Annotated in this window: 15 protein-coding genes; 11 read left to right on the top strand and 4 right to left on the bottom strand. The window is 65.7% G+C overall.

Annotation, left to right across the window (positions count from 1 at the left end; translation table 11 throughout):
- Nucleotides 1–43 precede the first annotated feature (43 nt).
- Both ACLQ3C_RS14440 and ilvA read left to right on the top strand, forming a co-directional pair.
- Nucleotides 44–289, top strand: a complete 246-nt coding sequence (locus tag ACLQ3C_RS14440) for a hypothetical protein (protein ID WP_425705764.1) — start codon at nt 44–46, stop codon at nt 287–289.
- 81 nt (nt 290–370) lie between these two features.
- Nucleotides 371–1,759, top strand: coding sequence for a threonine ammonia-lyase IlvA (ilvA, locus tag ACLQ3C_RS14435; RefSeq protein WP_425705763.1), 1,389 nt, complete (start codon nt 371–373; stop codon nt 1,757–1,759).
- A gap of 40 nt (nt 1,760–1,799) precedes the next feature.
- On the opposite strand, the gene treZ is transcribed toward ilvA, so the two are convergent.
- Nucleotides 1,800–3,518, bottom strand: coding sequence for a malto-oligosyltrehalose trehalohydrolase (treZ, locus tag ACLQ3C_RS14430; protein ID WP_425705762.1), 1,719 nt, complete (start codon nt 3,516–3,518; stop codon nt 1,800–1,802).
- 366 nt (nt 3,519–3,884) lie between these two features.
- Here treZ and ACLQ3C_RS14425 point away from each other — a divergent pair, with 366 nt between their 5' ends.
- The 9 genes from ACLQ3C_RS14425 to ACLQ3C_RS14385 all read left to right on the top strand — a co-directional run bounded on the left by ACLQ3C_RS14425 (nt 3,885) and on the right by ACLQ3C_RS14385 (nt 13,443).
- A complete protein-coding gene (locus ACLQ3C_RS14425) occupies nt 3,885–4,724 on the top strand; it encodes an MlaE family ABC transporter permease (protein ID WP_425705761.1) in 840 nt (279 codons plus the stop codon).
- 1 nt (nt 4,725) lies between these two features.
- The gene (locus tag ACLQ3C_RS14420) at nt 4,726–5,592 is read left to right on the top strand and encodes an MlaE family ABC transporter permease (protein WP_425705760.1); all 867 of its coding nucleotides are present in this window, start codon (nt 4,726–4,728) and stop codon (nt 5,590–5,592) included.
- Between the two features lie 10 nt (nt 5,593–5,602).
- Complete coding sequence (locus ACLQ3C_RS14415) at nt 5,603–6,919, top strand: MlaD family protein (protein ID WP_425705759.1); 1,317 nt, start codon at nt 5,603–5,605, stop codon at nt 6,917–6,919.
- Nucleotides 6,916–7,947 (top strand): MlaD family protein, encoded by a 1,032-nt coding sequence (locus tag ACLQ3C_RS14410; protein ID WP_425705758.1) that lies wholly within the window; start codon nt 6,916–6,918, stop codon nt 7,945–7,947. The genes ACLQ3C_RS14415 and ACLQ3C_RS14410 overlap by 4 nt, the downstream gene beginning before the upstream one ends.
- Nucleotides 7,944–8,936: an MCE family protein gene (locus tag ACLQ3C_RS14405; protein WP_425705757.1), complete on the top strand. Its 993-nt coding sequence runs from the start codon at nt 7,944–7,946 to the stop codon at nt 8,934–8,936. Before ACLQ3C_RS14410 ends, ACLQ3C_RS14405 begins: the two co-directional genes overlap by 4 nt.
- Nucleotides 8,930–10,057: an MCE family protein gene (locus ACLQ3C_RS14400; RefSeq protein WP_425705756.1), complete on the top strand. Its 1,128-nt coding sequence runs from the start codon at nt 8,930–8,932 to the stop codon at nt 10,055–10,057. Before ACLQ3C_RS14405 ends, ACLQ3C_RS14400 begins: the two co-directional genes overlap by 7 nt.
- A 161-nt stretch (nt 10,058–10,218) precedes the next feature.
- Nucleotides 10,219–11,313: an MlaD family protein gene (locus ACLQ3C_RS14395; RefSeq protein ID WP_425705774.1), complete on the top strand. Its 1,095-nt coding sequence runs from the start codon at nt 10,219–10,221 to the stop codon at nt 11,311–11,313.
- Nucleotides 11,310–12,482, top strand: coding sequence for an MlaD family protein (locus tag ACLQ3C_RS14390; RefSeq protein ID WP_425705755.1), 1,173 nt, complete (start codon nt 11,310–11,312; stop codon nt 12,480–12,482). Before ACLQ3C_RS14395 ends, ACLQ3C_RS14390 begins: the two co-directional genes overlap by 4 nt.
- 67 nt (nt 12,483–12,549) lie before the next feature.
- Complete coding sequence (locus tag ACLQ3C_RS14385) at nt 12,550–13,443, top strand: hypothetical protein (RefSeq protein WP_425705754.1); 894 nt, start codon at nt 12,550–12,552, stop codon at nt 13,441–13,443.
- Nucleotides 13,444–13,483: 40 nt separating this feature from the next.
- Here ACLQ3C_RS14385 and treY read toward each other — a convergent pair whose 3' ends face one another.
- The 3 genes from treY to ACLQ3C_RS14370 all read right to left on the bottom strand — a co-directional run bounded on the left by treY (nt 13,484) and on the right by ACLQ3C_RS14370 (nt 20,728).
- Nucleotides 13,484–15,808: a malto-oligosyltrehalose synthase gene (treY, locus tag ACLQ3C_RS14380; RefSeq protein ID WP_425705753.1), complete on the bottom strand. Its 2,325-nt coding sequence runs from the start codon at nt 15,806–15,808 to the stop codon at nt 13,484–13,486.
- A gap of 3 nt (nt 15,809–15,811) precedes the next feature.
- On the bottom strand, nt 15,812–18,388 hold the full coding sequence (gene glgX, locus ACLQ3C_RS14375; RefSeq protein WP_425705752.1) for a glycogen debranching protein GlgX: 2,577 nt from the start codon (nt 18,386–18,388) through the stop codon (nt 15,812–15,814).
- 135 nt (nt 18,389–18,523) lie between these two features.
- On the bottom strand, nt 18,524–20,728 hold the full coding sequence (locus ACLQ3C_RS14370) for an acyltransferase family protein (protein ID WP_425705751.1): 2,205 nt from the start codon (nt 20,726–20,728) through the stop codon (nt 18,524–18,526).
- Nucleotides 20,729–20,807: the final 79 nt, after the last annotated feature.

The raw sequence follows: 20,807 nt of genomic DNA, 5'->3' as shown, positions 1-20,807 counted from the left end.
GAATATGGCACGGCAGAACTGAGAAGCGTCGGCAGGAGACGTGATGACCGCGATCATCGAGAGCAATCCGTCGCACCCGCGCGCCCGCGCGGTCCGCACCGTCGACGTCGCCGGTGCGGCCTGGCCGGCCCACAAGCTCCAGGCCGTCGCGATGGCGCTCGTCGTCGGGGTGATCGGACTGGCGGTCCTCGGCCCGCAGATCGCCGCCTGGCTGGCCGCCGGCGCGCTGTCGGTCACCTGGGTGCTCGCCCGTCACCTGCCCGGGAACACGGTGCCCGCGCCGAGGTGACCTTCACCTTCCGAAGCGACGTGACCCTTCGGGGCGGGCGGCCCCGCCCCGCCCGGTCTGCAGCCGTCTACCGGTGAGAACATGGATGCCGTGAGCGAACCGCACGTCACCGACCCCGAGTGGATGCCCGAACTGTCCGCCGCAGCCATCGACGCGGCCGCGCAGCGCATCGAGCCGGCAGTGGCGCGTACTCCTCTCGAGAGCGCCCCACGCATCAGCCGGGATGCCGGCGCACAGGTGTATCTCAAACGGGAAGACCTGCAGACTGTACGGTCGTACAAGATCCGCGGTGCCTACAACGTGATGGCGCAGTTGTCTGCCGACGAGCGGGCGCGGGGGGTGGTCGCGGCCAGTGCGGGCAATCATGCACAGGGCGTGGCATACGCCTGCCGCACCATGCAGATCGCCGGCCGCATCTATGTGCCCACCACTACGCCCAAGCAAAAGCGTGACCGGATTCTTTGGCACGGAGGAGATTTCGTCGAACTGCTCGCGGTAGGGGAAACTTACGACGCGGCCGCGGCAGCGGCCCAGGCCGATGTTTTGCGCACCGGCGCGTCATGGATACATGCCTTCGATGATCCACGGACCGCCGCCGGGCAGGGCACGATCGCCCGTGAGATCGTCGAGCAACTCGGCCGGGTCCCCGATGTCATCGTCGCGCCGGTCGGTGGCGGTGGCTGCCTGGCCGGCATGGCCACCTATTTTCGCTCGCTGTCATCGGAGATCACGATCGTCGGTGTCGAGCCCAGCGGCGCCGTCTCGCTGGCCGCGGCGCTGGTCATGGGCGGCCCGGTCACCCTCGACGAGATCGATCCCTTCGTCGACGGCGCGGCGGTCAAACGTATCGGGGTGCTCGGGCATCGGGTGATGGGCGCGTTCGACGCCTCGGTCACCGCCCACCCGGTCTTCGACACACTCCCGGGGGCAGCGCACCCCCAGGCGCGGATCCTGCCGGATGAACCGTTGTCGCTGCCGTCCGGGGCGGTACACATCACGCACGTCGACGAGGGCGCGGTCTGCACCACGATGCTCGAGCTCTACCAGAACGAGGGGATCATCGCCGAGCCCGCCGGAGCGCTCGCGGTGACCGGGCTGTCGCAGTTGAAGCTGCCCGCACAGGCCACAGTCGTGTGTCTGGTCTCCGGTGGCAACAACGACGTGTCGAGGTACGGGGAGATCATCGAACGCTCGTTGGTCCACCAGGGGCTCAAGCATTACTTCCTGGTCGACTTCCCGCAGGAGCCCGGCGCTCTACGTCGCTTCCTCGACGAGGTCCTCGGCCCCGATGACGACATCACGCTGTTCGAGTACGTCAAGCGCAACAACCGCGAGACCGGCGCCGCACTGGTGGGCGTCCAGCTCGGGCACCGCGACGGACTGGCCGGGCTGATGGAGCGGATGGATTACTCGCGCCTCGATTGCGAACGCCTGGATCCTGGCTCACCGGCGTATCAGTACCTGACCTGACCGGTCCCGGCATGACCGCAGGCCCCGGCCCGAGATGAGACTACGACTGTCGGCGCCCGACGAATACGTTGTGCCCCGGGCTGAGAACGCCGCCCGCAACGGATTCGGTGGCCTCCCATGAGTGCGTGACGCTCATCGGGATACCGACCGGGACCGGATGGTCGGCGAGCACACACACCACCGACCATTCATCCCCGCGGTGCATCGCGAACCAGCCGGCCGCCTCGTCGTAGTCGACCGCCACCGACGCGAAGTCGCCGCGGGCGAATGCTGTGGTGTGTTTGCGCAGCGTGATCAGGTCGCGGTAGAAGCGCCGGACACGCGCGTGGTCGGGGTGCCCGGGCTCGGCCCAATCGAGCTTGGACCGCTCGAATGTCCGGGGGTCCTGGGGATCCGGGACATCGCCGGTGTGCCAACCGTGTTCGGCGAACTCCGCCTGGCGGCCGTCCCGGGTGGCCGCACCGAGTTCGGGTTCGGGATGGGAGGTGAAGTACTGGAAGGGTGTCGTCGCCGCCCACTCCTCGCCCATGAACAGCATCGGTGTGAACGGTGACAGCAGCACCAACGCAGCCTTGATCGCCAGTTGCCCGTGATCGAGATAAGCGCTGGGCCGGTCGCCGAGCGCACGGTTGCCGATCTGATCGTGATCGCAGGTGTAGGCCACCAGCGCGGTCGTCGGCACCGACTCGGGGATCGGCCGGCCGTGGTGACGGCGCCGGAACGACGAATACGTGCCATCGTGGAAGAAGCCGCCGCACAACACTTTTGCGAGTCCGGGGTAGCTGCCGAAATCGGCGTAGTAGCCCTGCCGTTCACCGGAGACGATGGTGTGGATCGCATGATGGATGTCGTCGTCCCACTGCGCGGTCAGCCCCAGACCGCCGGCGACGCGCGGCTCGACGAGACGCGGATCGTTGAGATCGGACTCGGCGATCAACGACAGTGGCCGCCCGAGCGTGGCCGCCAGCGCCTCGGTCGACACCGCGAGTGCCTCCAGCAGTCCGTAGGCCCGCCGGTCGACGAGTGCGTGGACCGCATCGAGGCGCAGCGCGTCGACGTGGAACTCGGCGAACCAGCGCAGCGCGTTCTCGAGGATGAAGCGGCGAACCTCGTCGGAGTCGGGGCCGTCGAGGTTCACCGACGCACCCCATCCGGTCGAGCCGGCACCGAGATACGGCCCGAAGTCGGGAAGATAATTGCCCGACGGGCCCAGATGGTTGTAGACGACGTCGAGGACGACCGCCAGGCCCCGGGTGTGGCAGGCATCGACGAACCGTGCGAACGCATCCGGGCCACCGTACGGCTCGTGGACGGCATACCACCCGACGCCGTCGTACCCCCAGTTGTGCGTGCCGTTGAAGGCGTTGAGCGGCATCACCTCCACGGCCTCGACGCCGAGGTCGACCAGCTCGCCGAGACGGTCGATCGCCGAGTCCAGGGTGCCGTCGGCGGTGAATGTTCCCACATGCAGCTCATAGAGGACCGCGCCGCGGATGTCGCGGCCCGCCCAGCCGGCGTCGTGCCAGATCGCGTCGTCCACGGTGTGCAGCGCCGACAGCCCATGTACGCCGTCGGGCTGGCGAGCCGACCGGGGGTCGGGGAGCGGCCGGGTCGAGTCGTCGAGGAGGAATCCGTAACGCAGAAGCTGTGGGTCTCTAGTGTGGCCGGAAGCACCGAGGGTGTCGGAGGCGATCTGGAACCAACCCGCCTCGTCGGCGATCATGGGGATCTCGGCGGAGCCTTCCGAAGTGGTCACCACGGCCCGCACCCGGCTCGCGGCCGGCGCCCATACCCGGAGCTCGCCGGCGTTTCTGGGCGGATGGAACGGCTTTGCCGAAGATCTGTTGAGACGTTTCGAGTGTTTCTCCTCACTCTGGACGCCTGACCAAGTTAGTGTGTCGTCACCCACACATGTGTGGCCCGCCCTCGACGAGGAACGGTCCGCAGGTTCGTCCACCCGTACCAAGGTATTGCGTGAGCGGACAGAACGCAGCCGATGTTCGATGTGACCGGTGACATACGGCACCTCTTCGGTGCGGTATATTACTGCGGACTGGGCCTGCCAGGGGGGCACGCGTGATGGATTCATACGACGCAGGGACGGGTGTTGAGCAGCACGGATGCAGTGGCTTCTGACGAAGCAGCGGGTAGCCGGAGGCCGGGGGGATCATCCACCTGGTTCCGAGTTCACATCGTTGCCAGTTTTGAAACCTTCGGACGCCAGTTGGCGATGTTCGTCGAGGTCTTCAAGGTCCTCGTCGAAGACATTGTCAAGCGGCGCTTCCCGTTCGGGGAGTTCATCCGTCAATGTGCCTTCATGTCGAGCACCTCGGTCTTCCCGACCTTCCTGGTTGCCATTCCGATCGGCGTGATCGTCTCGATCCAAGTCACCAACATTGCCGGTCAGATCGGTGCGACGTCGTTCTCGGGCGCCGCGACCGGGCTCGGGGTCATCCGGCAGGGCGCACCGCTGGTGACGTCACTGCTGCTGGCCGGCGCCGTCGGATCGGCCATCGCCGCCGATCTGGGCTCACGGACCATCCGCGACGAGATCGACGCGATGCGCGTGATGGGCGTCAATCCCACCCAGCGGCTGATCTCCCCCCGGCTGCTCGCGACCATGGTGGTCAGTTTCCTGCTCTGCGGGTTCGTCTGCTTCGTCGGGTTCATCACGGGCTACGTCTTCAACGTCTACTTCCAGGGCGGCACGCCCGGCAGCTATACCGGCACCTTTGCGTCGTTCGCCTCGGTGTCGGATCTGCTGTTCGCCCTGATCAAGTCCGTCATCTTCGGGGCGATCGTCGCGGTGGTCGCCTGCGACCGCGGACTCAACACCAAGGGTGGGCCGTCCGGAGTCGCGAACTCGGTGAACGCCGCGGTCGTCAACTCGGTGCTGCTGCTGTTCACGGTCAACGTGGTCCTCACGCAGCTGTTCAACATCATCCACCCGGCCCGGGTGGTGTGAGGTGGCTGCGTCCCGGTATGTTCCCCCTCTGCTCCGCCCCGTCGAGTCCGCGAAAGGTGTGTACCGCGGTCCGCGCGATGCGCTGGCCCGCATGGGGCACCTCATCACCTTCCTGGTGCGGTCCATCGGTGCGGTGCCGGTCGCGTTCACGCACTACCGACGAGAAGTGTGGCGGCTCCTCGCCGACGTCGCGTGGGGTAACGGTGCGATCGTGGTCGGCGGCGGAACGGTCGGCGTCATGGTGATTCTCGGAGTCATGGGCGGCGCCACCGTCGGGATCGAGGGATACACCGCATTGAACCTGCTCGGCATGGCGCCGGTCACCGGCGGCCTGTCGGCGTTCGCGACGACCCGCGAGATCGCACCGCTGCTGGCGGCAACCGCCTTCACCGCGCAGTCGGGATGCCGATTCACCGCACAACTCGGTTCGATGCGGATCAGCGAGGAGATCGATGCGCTGGAGTCGATCGCGATCCGTCCGCTGCCGTACCTGGTGACCACGCGCATGTGTGCGGCGGTGCTGGCGATCGTCCCGCTGTATTCGGTGTCGCTTGCGGCGAATTACCTTTCATCGCAAGTCATGTTCCAGCTTCAGAGTGGACAGGGGGCGGGCAACTATCTCGCGTACTTCAACGAGTTCATCGTGCCGAGAGACATGGCGTTCTCCTTCTTCAAGGTCATCGTCTTCGTTCTGCTGACGACATTCATCCAGTGCTACTACGGCTACTTCGCCTCCGGCGGCCCCGAAGGTGTTGGCGTGGCCGCAGGGCATGCGATCCGGCTGGCGATCATCGTCATCGTGTTCGCGAATCTGGTCATGACGCTGGTGTTCTGGGGAACATCGCCCGGCATCAAGATTTCCGGGTGAGGGGGCAAAGATGCTGATAGCCACCGACGGACGTAACCCCTCACTCCTGCAGTATGTGGTGCGCGGGCTGGCGTTTCTGATCGTTCTCGTGATCATCTTCGTCTTGCTGTTCATGCGATATCAGGGCGTTTTCAGCTCGACCGTCGCCGTCAACGCCAAACTCACCGACGTCGGCGACGGGCTGGGCTCGGGTGCCGACGTCCGCTACAACGGCTTCATCGTCGGTTCGGTGACCGGGGTGCAACGCACCGACGAGCCGGGGCTCGCCGGCGTCGATCTGCGCCGCGTCGACATCGATCTCGTGCCGTCGCAGACCGACGGTATCCCGGCGAATGTGACTGCGCGGACCGTGCCGTCCAACTTGTTCGGCGTGAATTCGGTGGAACTCGTGCCGCCGGCGAAGCCGTCGTCGGATCATCTCGAAGCCGGATCGTCGATTCCGGCGGACAGCTCGCTGGCCACCATCAAGCTCCAGGACGCGCAGAACCAGTTGCGCACGCTCCTGCAGGCGGTGCCACCTGAGCAACTGGCCGCGGTTCTGGGCACCATCTCCGACGCGCTGCGCGGCGGCGGACAGACCTTCGGCCTGTTCGTCGGCGTCCTCGAGAACTATTTCAAGACGATCAACGCACAGTTCCCGCCCGGCGCCCCTTCGGGATTCGACAATTTCAATCAATCCGTGACAGGGCTGGCGCAGTCGGCGCCACAGCTACTCGACACGCTCGGCCGGAGCGTGATCCCGGCGATGACCATTGCCCAGTCCCATGACGATCTGACCGCGCTGCTCTCCGCGGCGCAGGGGGTGACCGACGAGGTGCAGGCGCTGTTCGCGGCCAACGGCGACGGCGGCAAAAGGATTGTCGCCGACACCAATACGCTGCTGGGCGCGGTGGTCTACGAGCCGAACGCACTCCCACAGGCGTTGACCGCACTGAACAATCTCGCCGCCCGGGTGCTCACCATCTTCACCGGTGTGAACGGACACGCACAGCTCAACATCGGTGTCAGTTTCGGCGCCTTCCAGCGCTACACCCGTCAGAACTGCCCGGTCTACGACGGCGGCCCCTACGGTCAATCGCGTGGTCCGGGCTGCGTCGGACCCGGTACCGGCACCGGCCCTACCAGCTCCGGTCCGCTCGCGATCTACCCGTCCGACGGAATGCGCCGCAACTCGCCGGCCGGCATGGTGACCACCGGCGCCGACAACCAGACCCTGACCGCGGCGCTGGGCCGCCGGCCCACCGCGGCCGACACCCTGATGCTCGGCCCACTCGTCCAGTCGGTCTCGACGCACACCGGCAACGCGCAGGCCGGGGGTGGCCGATGAGTGGGGCAGCCGCAGGCATCCGCAGACCGCTGATCGGGTTCACGCTGTTCACGATCGTCGCGCTGTTGCTGACCTATGTCATCTATTCGACGCTGGAGCGTTCGGTGTCGGGCGACACCGGCACCTTCAGCACGTTCTTCGGCGACGCCTCGGGACTGGACAAAGGTGACGATGTGCGGATGGCCGGGGTGCGTGTGGGCCGGGTGGACTCGATCGATCTGGTGGACGGTCGCGCCAAGGTCACCTTCGAGGTGCAGAAGGACCAGCCGATGTACACCACCACCAAGGCCGCGATCCGCTACCAGAACCTGATCGGCCAGCGATATGTGGCCCTCTCGCTGGCCGACGGCAATCCGGAGCCGCTGGCCGGGGGATCGACGCTCAAGGAACCGTCGGAGAATTCCTTCGACGTCACCAAGCTGCTCGCCGGCTTCCAGCCGGTCTTCGACACGTTGACCCCCGAACAGGTCAACGGTCTGTCCAACGGCCTCGTCCAGGCCTTCCAGGGCGACACGGTGTCGTTGTCCAACACCGTCGCCCAGGTCGGCAAGTTCGCCTCCGACATGTCCAACCGCGACGTGGTGATCGGTGCGATCATCGACAATCTCAGTGGCGTGCTGCGCGACCTGTCCAGGCAGGGCGACCAGATCGGCACGCTCGTCGACAGCATTTCTGCGGTCATCAAGAACCTCAACGCCAATTCCGCCGCATTCGGCACCGCGGTCACCCGGATAGGCGATACCGCAGCAGGTTTCGCCGACATCCTCACCCAGTCGCGCGGCGACCTGGCGGGTGCGGCCGCCTCGGCGAATCAGGCGACGAAGATCTTGATCGGGAACGGCACCAAACTCGACGGGATGGCGAAGAACCTGCCGATCTTCCTCGGACACTTCCCGCTCGTGCTCGGCCAAGGGGCTTATCTGAACATCTATGCGTGTGACCTCGACATCGCGATCGGCGACGTCCTGTTCCCACCGGGGATCATCAACAAGATCGGTGGGACCAAACATTCGGTGGTGTGCCGATGAGAAGTCGATTCCGTCGCAGCTTCGACAACCACCGCCTGCTCTGGTACGGACTGGCCGGTGTCGTCGTCATCGTGCTCTTGGTACTGGGCGTCACCGCGATCGGCGAGGCCGATATCGGAAAGAAGACCTACTCGGCCGACTTCGCCCAGGCCGGCGGTATCCGCTCGGGTGACGCCGTGCGCGTGGCCGGTATCGATGTCGGCAAGGTCGCCTCCACCGAACTGCAGGGCAACCGCGTCCACATCACCATGCGGGTGGACCGCGATGTCGACGTCACCGCGAACGGATCGGCAGAGATCAAGCTGTCGACCCTGCTCGGGCAGCGCTATATCGACATCTCGCTCGGCAATTCGCCGGACCCCGCACACGACGGGGTGATCACCGAGACGCGTGTTCCCTACGACCTGCAGAAGACGATCGAGAAGGGCACGCCGATCCTGCAAGGAATCAACGATGAACAGCTCGGGCAGAGTCTGCGCACGCTGAACCAGCAGCTCGCCGGAGCGCCCGCGGTGACCAGGCCGACCCTTGATTCGCTGACGCAGATGTCGAAGATCATCACCGACCGCCGTGACCAGATCAACCAGCTGGTCGTCGACACCCGGTCGGTGACCTCCATCGTCCAGGACAGCCAGGCGCAGCTGGCGATCATCGTCGGCCAGGGTGCCCAACTGGCCAACAAGATCGTGGCCCGGGAGGCGTTGGTGACGCGATTGCTCGACGGCATCGCCGCGGTCACCGAGCAGTCTCGGCTCGCGGCCGACGAGGACGCCAACCAGTTCGCGCCGATCATGGCCAACCTGAACACGATCACCCAGGGGCTGGAGAAGAACCGCGACAATCTCCGCAAGATGCTCGAGATCCTGCCGGTCACCGCCCGCCTGACCAACAACATCATGGCCGACGGTCCCTACGCCAACGGCTATCTGCCCTGGGGAATCTTCCCGGACAACTGGCTGTGTCTGGCCCGGGTGGTGGACGGATGCTGAACGCACACAACAGCTTCGGGAGTACTCGGCGGATTCGCCGAGTGATGATCTCGGCTGCCCTGGTGATGGTGGCCATCGGCCTGCTCTCGGCGTGTTCACTGATACCCGCGGGGTGGAAGACCGCAACGGGCCGGGCCATCGAGGTCACGGCTTTCTTCCCCAACACCGCGGGACTGCATCCGACCAACGACGTTGCGGTGCTCGGCATGCCGGTCGGCCAGATCACCAAGATCGAGCCGCAGGGCAACCGCGTCATGGTGAAGTTCACCATCGACAAGAACGTCCCGGTACCCGTCGACGCCACCGCGGCCATCGTGAACACCTCGATCGTCACCACCCGCCACCTCGAGCTCAGCCCCGCCTACGCCACCGGACCCAAGCTGACCGACGGCGCGGTGATGCGCAACGAGGGGCGTAGCCCGGTGTCGGTGGATCAGCTGTTCGATGCGGTGGACAAATTGGTCACCAACCTCTCCGGGCAGGCCCCCGGCGAGGGCCCCGTCGGGGATCTCATCGACATCACCAACGGCATCACCGCCGACAACGGGCAGCGGCTGCAAGAGGCGATCAACCAACTGGGCAGTTCGTCGCAGGTGATCTCGGGCAACGGCGACGCCATCGTGGAGATCGTCAAGTCGGTGCAGCAGCTGACCGCGGCCTTGGTCGCCAACTACCCGAAGATGAAAGACTTCTCCAACTCGATCAATCAGGTGAGCGAGATGCTCGGTCGCCAATCCCCGGGTTTGGTCGCCACCATGAACGACCTGAACCAGACGCTGCAGAACACCTCGGAGTTCTTGCACAACAACGCCGGGACGATCGGCGCCTCCACCGGGCGCCTGGCCGCGCTGGCCGAGAACCTCAGCGACTTCTCCCGGCAGGTGGTCGAAACCATCGACGTCGGTCCGCTGCTCTTCCAGAATCTGAGCAACTCTATCTCCGCCGAGCAAGGCGCCTGGCGCGCGCAGGTGCTGTTGGACAAGTCGCTACTCGACACCGAGCTGGTCTCGACCTTCTGTAGGGCGATCAATCTGCACAAGAACGGATGCCAGACCGGTCGATTGCAGGGCTTCGGGCCCGATCTCGGTGTGTTCTCCGCATTGGAGGCCCTGACCCGATGAGCCCTGACCCGATGAGCCCTGACCCGATGAGCCCTGACCCGATGAGCCCTGACCCGATGAGCCCTGACCCGATGAGTCGCACTGCCTTGGTTCCGAATGCCGAGCGCCACAGCATGTTCGGCCGGCGCGCTGTTCTCCGGCGCACCGGGATGCGCAAGCTGTTGTTGACCGCGGTCGTCGCAATGGTCCTCGCCGTCACGGGGTGTTCGTCGGTGCCGGGCCTGACCGTCGAACAGATCCCGTTGCCTGCGCCGGGCAATCTCGGCGACACCATGACGCTGACCGCGAGCTTCGACAACGCGTTGAACCTGCCGTCGCGGGCCAAGGTGAAGCTCTACGGAATGGACGTCGGGCAGGTGACGGGCCTGCGCGCGGAGAACTACAAGGCCATCGTCACCATGGACGTCAGCACGTCGGCGAAGGTGCCCACCGGCACCGGCGCCGAGTTGCGTCAGGCCACGCCGCTCGGCGACGTGTTCGTGGCGCTGATCCCGCCGGCGCAGGCGACCACGTCCGCCACGACCTACATGTCCAACGGGCAGGCCCTCACCGGGCCGAGGAGGGCGGCCGCCACGGTCGAGGATCTACTCGTGAGCATGAGCGGAGTGGTCGACAGCGGGTCGCTCGGTTCAACTCAGCAGATCATCGCCGAACTGAGCGCGGCCGTATCCACCTCGCCGGACAATCCGCAGCAACTCAACGGCGCGATCGACGGTCTCACCACCGCCTTGCGCAAGCTCAACCAGAACTCGGGCGAAGTCGATACCGCGATGGCGAACACCGAGCTGCTGACCGGCCGGCTCGCCGCCGGACGCGCGCAGCTCATGGCCTCGATCAACAAGCTCTCGCCGGCGTTCAACACGGTCAACGACGAGATGCAACAGATTCTGACGACCCTCGACAAGACCAATCAGGTCACGGCGGCCACCAACGACTTCCTCCACAGCGACGGCCAGAACCTCGTCGAATTGATCCATCACCTGGCCACCCTGCTCCACGAACTCGAACAGGGCGCGCCCACCCTCGGTGCGCTGGCCGACAATGTTGCGAAGCTGACCCCCAAATGGGTCAAGTCGACGAATTCGAGCGCGGCCTCACTCTCGGCAAAGATCTATTACCTCAATCCCGGGGCCGGATTCGACTCCGCCAGTCGCCTACCCGAGCTCGGGGACGTCGGGGCGGCCGGAGAATCCTTGCAGCAGACGCTGACTCGGCTGCTGGCTCGGCTGACTGCTACTCAGGGGTGTTGCGGATGAGCGGATTGTTCGGCTGGTTGCGTAAGCACTCCGTTGTGCTGGGCAACCTCGCGCTGGTCGGCGTCATGCTCCTCGGCCTGGCCTATCTGTCGTTCGGTACGCTCGGCTGGCAGCCGCTGCGGGGCCGCTACGCGCTCACGATCGAGTTTCCGTTTTCCGGCGGTTTGCAGGACACATCGCAGGTCACGCTGCGTGGTGTGCCGATCGGCGACGTCGATTCCATCCAGGTGCAACCACAGTCGGTGCGCGTGCAGGTGTCGGTCCGCGACGACGTCAAGATCAATCGGAACACGAAGGTCTCGGCGTTGGCGCTTTCTGCGGCCGGTGAACAGTATGTCGATTTCCAGCCGGCCACCGCCGACGGACCGTTCCTGCATGACGGCGACACCATCAACGTCAACCAGACCACGGTGACGACACCGTTCCCGAAATTGCTGGAGGCCTCGCTCGGGGTCATCGATCAGATCGATCCGACCAAGCTCGCCGCGATCATGGACAACCTCGACGTCGCACTCAATCCCGAGGGAGACCGCAACGATCTGCGGACGCTCTTCGACGCCGGCGGAACCATCTTCGCCGACCTGTACCGGGTACTGCCGCAGACCACGAAGCTGATCCAGGAGACCGGCACGATCCTGCACACCACTTCGCAGATCCAGCCGGATCTGCAGACGACGGTGGCGTCGGCGAGTTCGGTGGTCAACGCCGCGGTGGCCGCCGACCGGGAGTTGCGGACCCTGCTCGGCAAAGGCCCGCAACAACTCTCGAGTCTGACCGGCTCGATCAACGAGATCCGTGATCCCGTCACCGATGTACTCGGCCAGTTGCTCGACGTGACCCGTCAGGGTGCGTTGCGGGCCCCGGCCCTGGTGAATCTGCTGCCGTCGGTCCGGGATGCCTCGATCAAGAGTCTCGCCATGTTCCACGATGGGGCGTGGTGGGCGTTCGGGTCGGTCTTCCCCCGCCCGTACTGCGACTACGCGGTCACCCCGGTGCGGCCTACCAAGATCCTGGAATTGTCGGTACCGACCAATCTGTACTGTGTCACCGAGGATCCCAATCAGCAGATCCGTGGCTCGGCGAACGCTCCCCGTCCGCCGGGTGACGACACCGCCGGACCGCCGCCGAATTACGATCCGAATGCGCGGACGGTTCCGCTGGACAAGTGACGTCCGCCGGGGGAGCGGGTCTCGGCCCTGACGAACATACGGGCGCGAATCAAGAACGGAACACGCGATGACAGGCGAACAGGACGATGACGTGCGCAGCGAAACCGATGTGGTGAGCGATGCCGGTGTGGTGAGCGATGCGGTGGAGGGTTCCGACGTGGACGCCCCAGGGGTGTCGTTGGCGAAGGCCTCGTCCAAACCGGTGCCGCGGACCAAGAATGCACGGGCGAATTCGGACCGCACCATGAAGTCCACCGCTGCCCCGGAGCCCGCCACCAAGGAGTCCGCCACCAAGAAGACCGCTGCCAAGGTGCCCGCCACCGAGGAGCCTGCCACCAGCGAGCCCGCGGGCAAGAAGCCGGCAGGCAAACAGATCTCGATCACCTTGTCGGCCCGGGCGATCTGGCGGTCGCTCGTGGCGCTCGTCGTGGTCGCGGCGATCGCCGGGGTTGCGGTTCTGGGTTGGCTCTATTACCAAGATCAGCAGCGACTCAAGGCATTTGGTGAGGCCAAGGATGCGTCCGCGATCTTCGCCCAGAAACTCACCAGCAGCATGAACGCCGACACCGTGGCCAACATGAAGGACATCGTCGGACCGTTGACGACTGGTGACTACCGCAAGCACTTGGAATCCCAGCTCGGGGACACCACCAAGGCGATCCAGTCGATCAACGTGAAGAACACAAAGATCAACGTGCAGAAAGTGTCGGTGATGGACTTCGACACCGACCATGCCAGCACGATGGCGGTGGTTCAGGTGACGGGCACGAGTACCCTTGCGCCGCAGGGCGGGACGTCGCTGTTCATGTATTCGCTGAAGCTCGACAAGGTCGACGGCGCCTGGCTCGTCTCCGATCTCGATGCCATGCAGGCCGGACTGTCCGACTCGGGCGGTGCCGGAGCCGGCGGCGCTCCCGCCGCACCGGCGGCACCCGCGCCCGCACCGGCACCGGCGGGATAGCGCTTGTCGACTGCGGCGTGGTTTCCGCAGCCGAACGCCTTCACCTCGTGGACGCCGGTTCGCGGGTCAGGATGACGACCGGATTCTCGGCACGCAGAGTTCCCAGATCCACCAGACCGCGGTGGTCGGCGCCCGACAACGCATCGGTCCACGTGCCCGTCGGCAGGGTCAGGGTTGTCGCCGCCGCGCGCTCGGCGTGCAAGCTGTGCGTGAATCGTGCGGTCACCACTATCACGCGCGGATCGTCCTCGCCGACGACGCCGCGACCGAAGGCGATGGTGTGGTCGCCGGCCGGCCCGTCGGCCGGAATCGGCCGGTAGTCGCCGCCAGGGCCGAACGCGGGCAGATGCCGGCGCCGTACCTGCAGTGCGGTGCCGACCAGCCGTGTCTTGGGGTGCGCGGTCGAGCGCTGGAAGTCGACAGCTCTCCGGTTGTCGGGATCGACCAACGAATCCTCGAACCATTCGGTGCCCTGATAGATGTCGGGAACCCCGGGACCCAACAATGCGATGGCCTTGCGTGCCAACGATTCCTGCCGCCACGCCGGGGCAATCCGGTGCACCAGCCCGCCGATCAACTCGGCGGCCGGGCCCGTGGTGAGCGTGACGATCCACTCGTCGAGCGCCGTCTCGAACGCCTCGTCCACCTCGGTCCACGTCGTCTGCAGCCCGGACTCGCGAGCGGCCTTGCGGGCGTATGCGCACAGCCGATTCTGCAGGTCGGCGGTCACCCTTCCGTCGACGGGCCAGACGCCGATCACATTCTGCAGCAAGAAGTATCCGGTGAGACGATCCGGCGGCGGAGCGATGCCCCACATCCGGCGGACCAGCATCGACCATCGTTCGGGGACCTGGGTCAGCAGTGCGATGCGCGCACGGACGTCTTCGCCGCGCTTGGTGTCGTGGGTCGACGATGCGGTCATCGATCGCGGCCACTCGCCGGCGCGGACCACGTTGTGTTGGTGGAACGTCGGCAGTGAGACGGCCGGATCGGCCGGGTCACCACCTACTTCCTGGGCCGACACCAGTCTCGCGGTCCGGTAGAACAGGCTGTCCTCGACGCTCTTGGCCGTGACCGCACCACACGTCTGGGCCAGCCGGGAGGTGGGTGCGCCCGGGGTCGAGGTGGCTCGGACGATGAGCGCCAGCGCGTTTCGGAGGTCGGGCCGACGTTGCGCGATCTGTCCGGCGATTCGCACCAGGCGGGGTCGCAGGGACGGATAGTCGGCGCGGTACACGCCCAGATCGGCGATCAATTCGGCGACGGCATCGGCGACCCCGGCCGAGTCGGCGGTGGGATCGGAATGGGTGAGCGCCCGTACCAGCCGGCGATGCTCGGCAGGGAACTGCTCGGCCAGGGTGGTGAGTTTGCGGTGCCGCTGCGCATCGTGCAACCAGTGCGTGTCACCTGGCACGCCGGTGGCGTGTTCGTGGATCTCGCTGAGCTCGGCGACGCCCGGCGGGGCGGTGAACACCGCGTCGATCATCCGCAGCTGGTCGTAGCCGGTGGTCCCGTCGACCGGAAGGGTCGGTTCGAGGGATTCGTCGGCGGCGAGGATCTTCTCGATGTACAGCAAGCGGTCGGTACCGATATCGCCGCGTAGACGTTCGAGGTAGGCCATCGGATCCCACAGGCCGTCGGGATGATCGACTCGCACCCCGTCGATGAGGTCGGCGTCGAGCAGTTCACGGATCCAGGCGTGTGTGGCGTCGTAGACGCTGTCGTCCTCCTGTCGCAGAGCGGCGAGTTCATTGACGGTGAAGAAGCGCCGATACCCGATGATCCCGGAGTCCCACGGCACCAGCCGATAGTGCTGCCGCTCGTGCACGTCGATTGCGGTACCGCCGAGTGTGCCCGGCGCGGTGGGGAATTCGTGGTCGTAGTAATGCAGGATGCCGTGGGGGTCGACGGTCAGCGGGCTCAGGTCACCGTCAGAGGCGAGTATCGGGAGAGCCAGCCGGCCGTCACTGCCGTTGTCGGAGGAGAAGTCCGCGTCGAAATACCGGGCGAAGCGGGAGCCGGGACCGTGGCGCAAAAGGTCTGCGAACCACGGATTGTGCAGTACGAGAGCAACTCCGGTGTGATTGGGCACGATGTCGATGAGGATTCCGATGCCGAGTGCGCGAGCGGCGGCCCGCAAGGCATGGAGGCCGTCGTGGCCGCCCAGATCGGGCGACACCTGTGGTGGTGGCACCCAGTCGTAGCCATGCGTGGAGCCGGGCATCGCGGTGCCGATCGGGGAGAGGTAGAGGTGACTGACCCCCAGATCGGCCAGATGCCCGAGTATTCCGATCACGTCGACGAATCCGAATTCGGGGCTCAGCTGGACCCGATAGGTCGCGACCGGCTCCGGACGGTTCGTCATCGCTCAGTGCTGCTTGCGCAAGACGAGTAGGGATCGGGATCGCACCGCGAGCGTGCTGCCGCCGTCGAGGTCCTCGACGTCGGACTCGCCGGTGGGGTGGGCGGTGTCGAGGACCGCGGTCCAGCCCGACTCGAGTACCGGTGGCAGGGTGAACTCGATCGGTTCGTAGTGGGCGTTGAAGCAGATGACGAAGCTGTCGTCGACGATCTTCTCGCCGCGATCGTCCTTCTCCCCGATACCGTTGCCGTTGAGGAACACCGCGAGGCTCTTGCCGAATCCGCTGTCCCAGTCAGCGGTGGTCATCTCCTCACCCGACGGGGTCAACCACGCGATGTCCAGATACTGCTGGCCCCACCGGATCGGTTTCCCCGCGAAGAAGCGGCGCCGACGGAACGCCGGGTGCTTGGTGCGTAGGGCAATCGCCTTGCGGGTGAATTCGAGCAGGTCGGCGTTCTCTTCGGCCAACGACCAATCCATCCAGGACAATTCGGAGTCCTGGCAGTAGACGTTGTTGTTGCCCAGCTGGGTTCGGCCGATCTCGTCGCCGTGGGCGAGCATCGGGATGCCTTGGGACAGAAATAGCGTCGCGAGGATGTTGCGCTGCTGGCGGGCGCGCAGCTCGTTGATCTCGGGATCATCGGTGGGACCTTCGACGCCACAGTTCCACGAGCGGTTGTGGCTTTCCCCGTCGCGGTTGTCCTCACCGTTGGCCTGATTGTGTTTGTCGTTGTACGACACCAGATCCCGCAGGGTGAAACCGTCGTGTGCGACGACGAAGTTGATGCTGGCCAGGGGTCGCCGGCCGGTGGCCTCGTATAGGTCGGAGGACCCGGTCAGGCGAGAGGCGAACTCGCCAAGGCTGGCCGGCTCGCCGCGCCAGTAATCACGAACGGTGTCACGGTATTTGCCGTTCCACTCGGTCCACAGCGGCGGAAAGTTGCCGACCTGATATCCGCCCTCGCCCACATCCCAGGGCTCGGCGATCAGCTTGACCTGACTGACCACCGGATCCTGTTGCACGAGATCGAAGAACGCCGACAGCCGGTCGACGTCATGTAGTTCCCGCGCCAGGGTGGAGGCAAGATCGAAACGGAAGCCGTCGACGTGCATCTCGAGTACCCAGTACCGCAACGAATCCATGATGAGCTGCAGCGTGTGCGGATGACGGCCGTTGAGGCTGTTGCCGGTCCCGGTGTAGTCCATGTACATCTCGGGGTTGTCGTCCACGAGACGGTAGTAGGCGGCGTTGTCGATGCCGCGGAAGGAGATCGTCGGGCCAAGGTGGTTTCCCTCGGCGGTGTGGTTGTAGACCACGTCGAGGATCACCTCCATACCGGCCTTGTGGAACTCGCGGACCATCGCCTTGAACTCGGTGACGGCGCTACCGGGCTGGTCGTGGTTCGATGCATACTCGGCGTGCGGCGCGAAGAAGCCGTAGGTGTTGTACCCCCAGTAATTTCGCAAACCCTGGTCGAGTAGTACGAAGTCCTGCATGAACTGGTGAACCGGCATGAGTTCGATCGCGGTCACGCCCAGCGACGTGAGGTGATCGATGATCACCGGATGGGACAGACCCGCGTAGGTCCCGCGCAGATCCTCGGGGATGTCGGGATGTGTCGCCGTCATCCCCTTCACATGGGCCTCGTAGATCACCGTCTGGTGGTAGGGCAATCCGGGTGAGTGATCGTTCTGCCAGTCGAAGAACGGATTGATGACCACCGACAACATGGTGTGGCCCAGCGAATCCAGTTGTGGCATCGAGGGTGTCGGCGGTGAGTCGTCGGGTTCGCGCCGGGTGTTGTCGGCGGAATCGGCCACCGAGCCGGCGGCCGCCGGCGATGCGTCGTCGGTGTCGCCGGTCTTCTCGGTGGTCGGCGGCGACGCCGGGGTCGGGTGTGGTCCGGATTCATCGGCGGGTTCGTCCGCCGCGGTTGTGCCCTCGGTCGGGGTCTGTGGGACCTTGCCGTCGTGGGCGCCGATCTCGTCTATCCCGGTGTCGTCTGTCCCGGTCTCGTTCGTTCCGGTCTCGTCTGGCTCGGTGTCCGGCAGCGGATAGGAGAACAGTGACGCATCCCCGTCGAACTGTCCGTGGTAGGACTTGCCATATGGGTCGAGTAGCAGTTTGCTTGGGTCGCAACGCAATCCGCTTGCCGGATCATATGGCCCGTGGACGCGATAGCCGTAGAACTGGCCAGGCACGACATTGGGCAGATAACAGTGCCAGCAGTAGCCGTCGACCTCCTCGAGACGGATTCGGCGTTCGGACCCGTTCCGGTCGATGAGGCATAGATCGACTGCCTCGGCGACCTCCGAGAACAGTGAGAAGTTGGTGCCCACCCCGTCGTAGGTGGCGCCCAGCGGGTAAGGCTGGCCCGGCCATACCGGAATGGGGGCTGGTTCGGGAGCGACCAGTGCTTCGGTGTGCGTCTCGTCGGCGATGAGCTGTTCGGCCGAGTGTGGTCGCTTGCTGTCGTGTAACGGGGCCGCTGTGGTCGCCGTGTCGGGCTGATCAGAATCGGACTGATCGATGTCGGCCGCGACGGCGTCGGCCTGGTCATCGGCGGTTGGCGGTACGGTCATGCCCACCTTCCTGTGTTCATGTACCGACAGTAGCCGCGATGCGGTCGGCGTTCATCTCGGAACCGTCCGGCCGGTGACGGCGATGCGGGTGACGAAGATGCCGAGTGGGGTCGGCGACCGGAATCGTCGTCGTGCTCATGGCCCCCCTCGGATCGTCCAGGGCAGCGCCCGACCGATCTGAGGACCCAGTTCGTCGGTGAGGCTGCGCACGTAGGTTGCGCTCAGGTGATGCCAGTCCTTGTAGACGATGATGTTTCCCACGATTGCCGGACATCGCGTCGGGGTGCAGAGTCCGTTGGAGAGATCGAGCGGGTGGAACCTCGGATTGGTGGCTGCCAGTGCGGCCGCGGGATCGGTCGCGTTCAGTGCCGATGCCCGGTCCGTCCCGCATGATTCGGCGTTGCCGCCGTCGGCCAGGCAGGTCGGGGTGTCGGTGGCGCCCGCGGCGCTGTGCGGCCAGGGTGTGTCCCGGATTCCGAGCACCGGGATACCGGCACCGGTGAACCGTTCGAACACCGGGACGTACGTGGACGGCAGGATGTCGCCGGGGGCGCCCGTTTGCGGGCGGGTGGAGTTGGTGAAGACGGCGTCGGGACGGTCGGCGATGACCTGCGGGATGACACGCTCGACCCAGTCATGACATTGCGGGTAGGGCACCCCGTTCTGCATCCGGGGTAGCTCTTCGGTGGAGAGCGGGCACCCCATCTTGAGGTAGGTCGTCACTCGGAAGTGCTGTGCCTTGCCCAGCCGATCGAGTGCGCTGATCCACATCTCCGCGTGTGATCCGCCCGCGAGCGCAATGGTCCGGGCCGCGGTCGGATCGCCGTATACGCCGACGTGGATTGCCGGGTCCTCGAAGCTGCTCATGTATCCGTCGGTCGAGGTCATCGGGTAGTCGCGGATGACTTCCAGCGGTGTCGGTTGTGGATCGAGGGCGGGTACCGGCGCTCCGTTGAGCAGGGCGCGCGCCCCCGGATACTCGCGGGGATCGAGGTTGGCGGTGTCGACGGTGAGGTTGGCGACGTGCCGGTGCCATACGCCGATCGCGGCGGCCCCGGACACGCTGAGTATCACCAGGATGGTGGTGACCACTGCCGTGTAGGAAAGTCGGTGGCCACGGACCGACCACGCTCGGGCGGCCGCCGTGCGGCTCGGGGCGCCGGCCCGCAACGGATCCTCGACATAGCGTTTGGTCAGCCACGCCAATGCAATCGACACCGCCAGCAGCCCGGCACCGTCGAGGAACGATGCGTGGTTCTTGCCGCGCCAGTTGAGGTAGAAGATCAGCAGCGGCCAGTGCCACAGATACAGCGCATAGGCGATGGTCCCCAGCCACACCGGGTACTTCGAGGCGAGCATCCGGTTGAGTGGGGGCAACGTGTCGCCGGTCTTGACGTGCCGACCACCGGTCGCCCGCCCGATGACCGCAGCCCCTGACCAGATGATGAGCACCGTGGAGCCGACGGGCACCAGCGCCCACGGACCCGGGTAGGCGTCGACGCCGTCGATCCACCAGCCGCAGGTGACGATCAAGACCAGTGCCACCGCGGTGGCCAGGTTCCGCAGGGATCGCGGGGCCCGCCATCGTGGCATCCACACCGCGAGCAGCCCACCGGCCAACGGTTCCCATAGCCGCGACAGTGTGTCGAAGTAGTTCCATTGCTGGTTCACGCCCATGCGCATGGTTGCCCAATAGAACGAGACCGCGGCCGCACCGAGCAGGCCGAGACCGACGAACACCCGAATCGTCTGCGGCGTCGCGATCGGCGCCACGACGCGCCCGCATAGTTTGAGCAGGCCCGCGAAGGCCAGCGCCACCAGTAATGTCCCGAGGAAGAATTGGCCTTGCATCGACATCGACCAGATGTGCTGCAGCGGACTGTTGGCCGAACTGGCGGCCAGATAGTCCTGCGAATTCAGCGCCAGATACCAATTCTGGTAGTAAAGGGCACTCGCCGTGACCTCATGGCCGATTCCGGCCCAACGAGTCTGTGGGAGGACCAGCACCGTCAGGACCAGTACCGCGATCAGCACCGTCAGTAGTGCAGGCAGCAGGCGCCGGAGCAACCGGCTCAGCCGTGGCCACGGACTCAGGGTCTCCCGGAATCCCACATCGGTGGACTGGCTGGCGATGGTGTGACGCAACAGCGAGCCGATGAAGAAGAATCCGGACAACGTCAAGAAGACGTCGACACCGCCGGAGACCCGACCGAACCAGATGTGGAAACAGGCCACCAGGGTGATGGCGATGCCGCGCAGACCGTCGAGATCGGTGCGGTAGACCGGCAGCGGCGACGGCGCCGGGTGGGCGTCGGCGTGGGGGGCCTGCGTGGTGGCCACGGCGGGAACTTGGTCTTTCGTACGGGGCTGGACAGACATATGCAACCTCGACGCTACCGGTATGCGCGGCGATCGGGGG

This window comes from Gordonia sp. DT30, assembly GCF_049844915.1.
Taxonomy (GTDB): domain Bacteria; phylum Actinomycetota; class Actinomycetes; order Mycobacteriales; family Mycobacteriaceae; genus Gordonia.
Note: the sequence above shows the minus strand (reverse complement) of the source record. Positions and strands in the feature narration are given on the sequence as shown.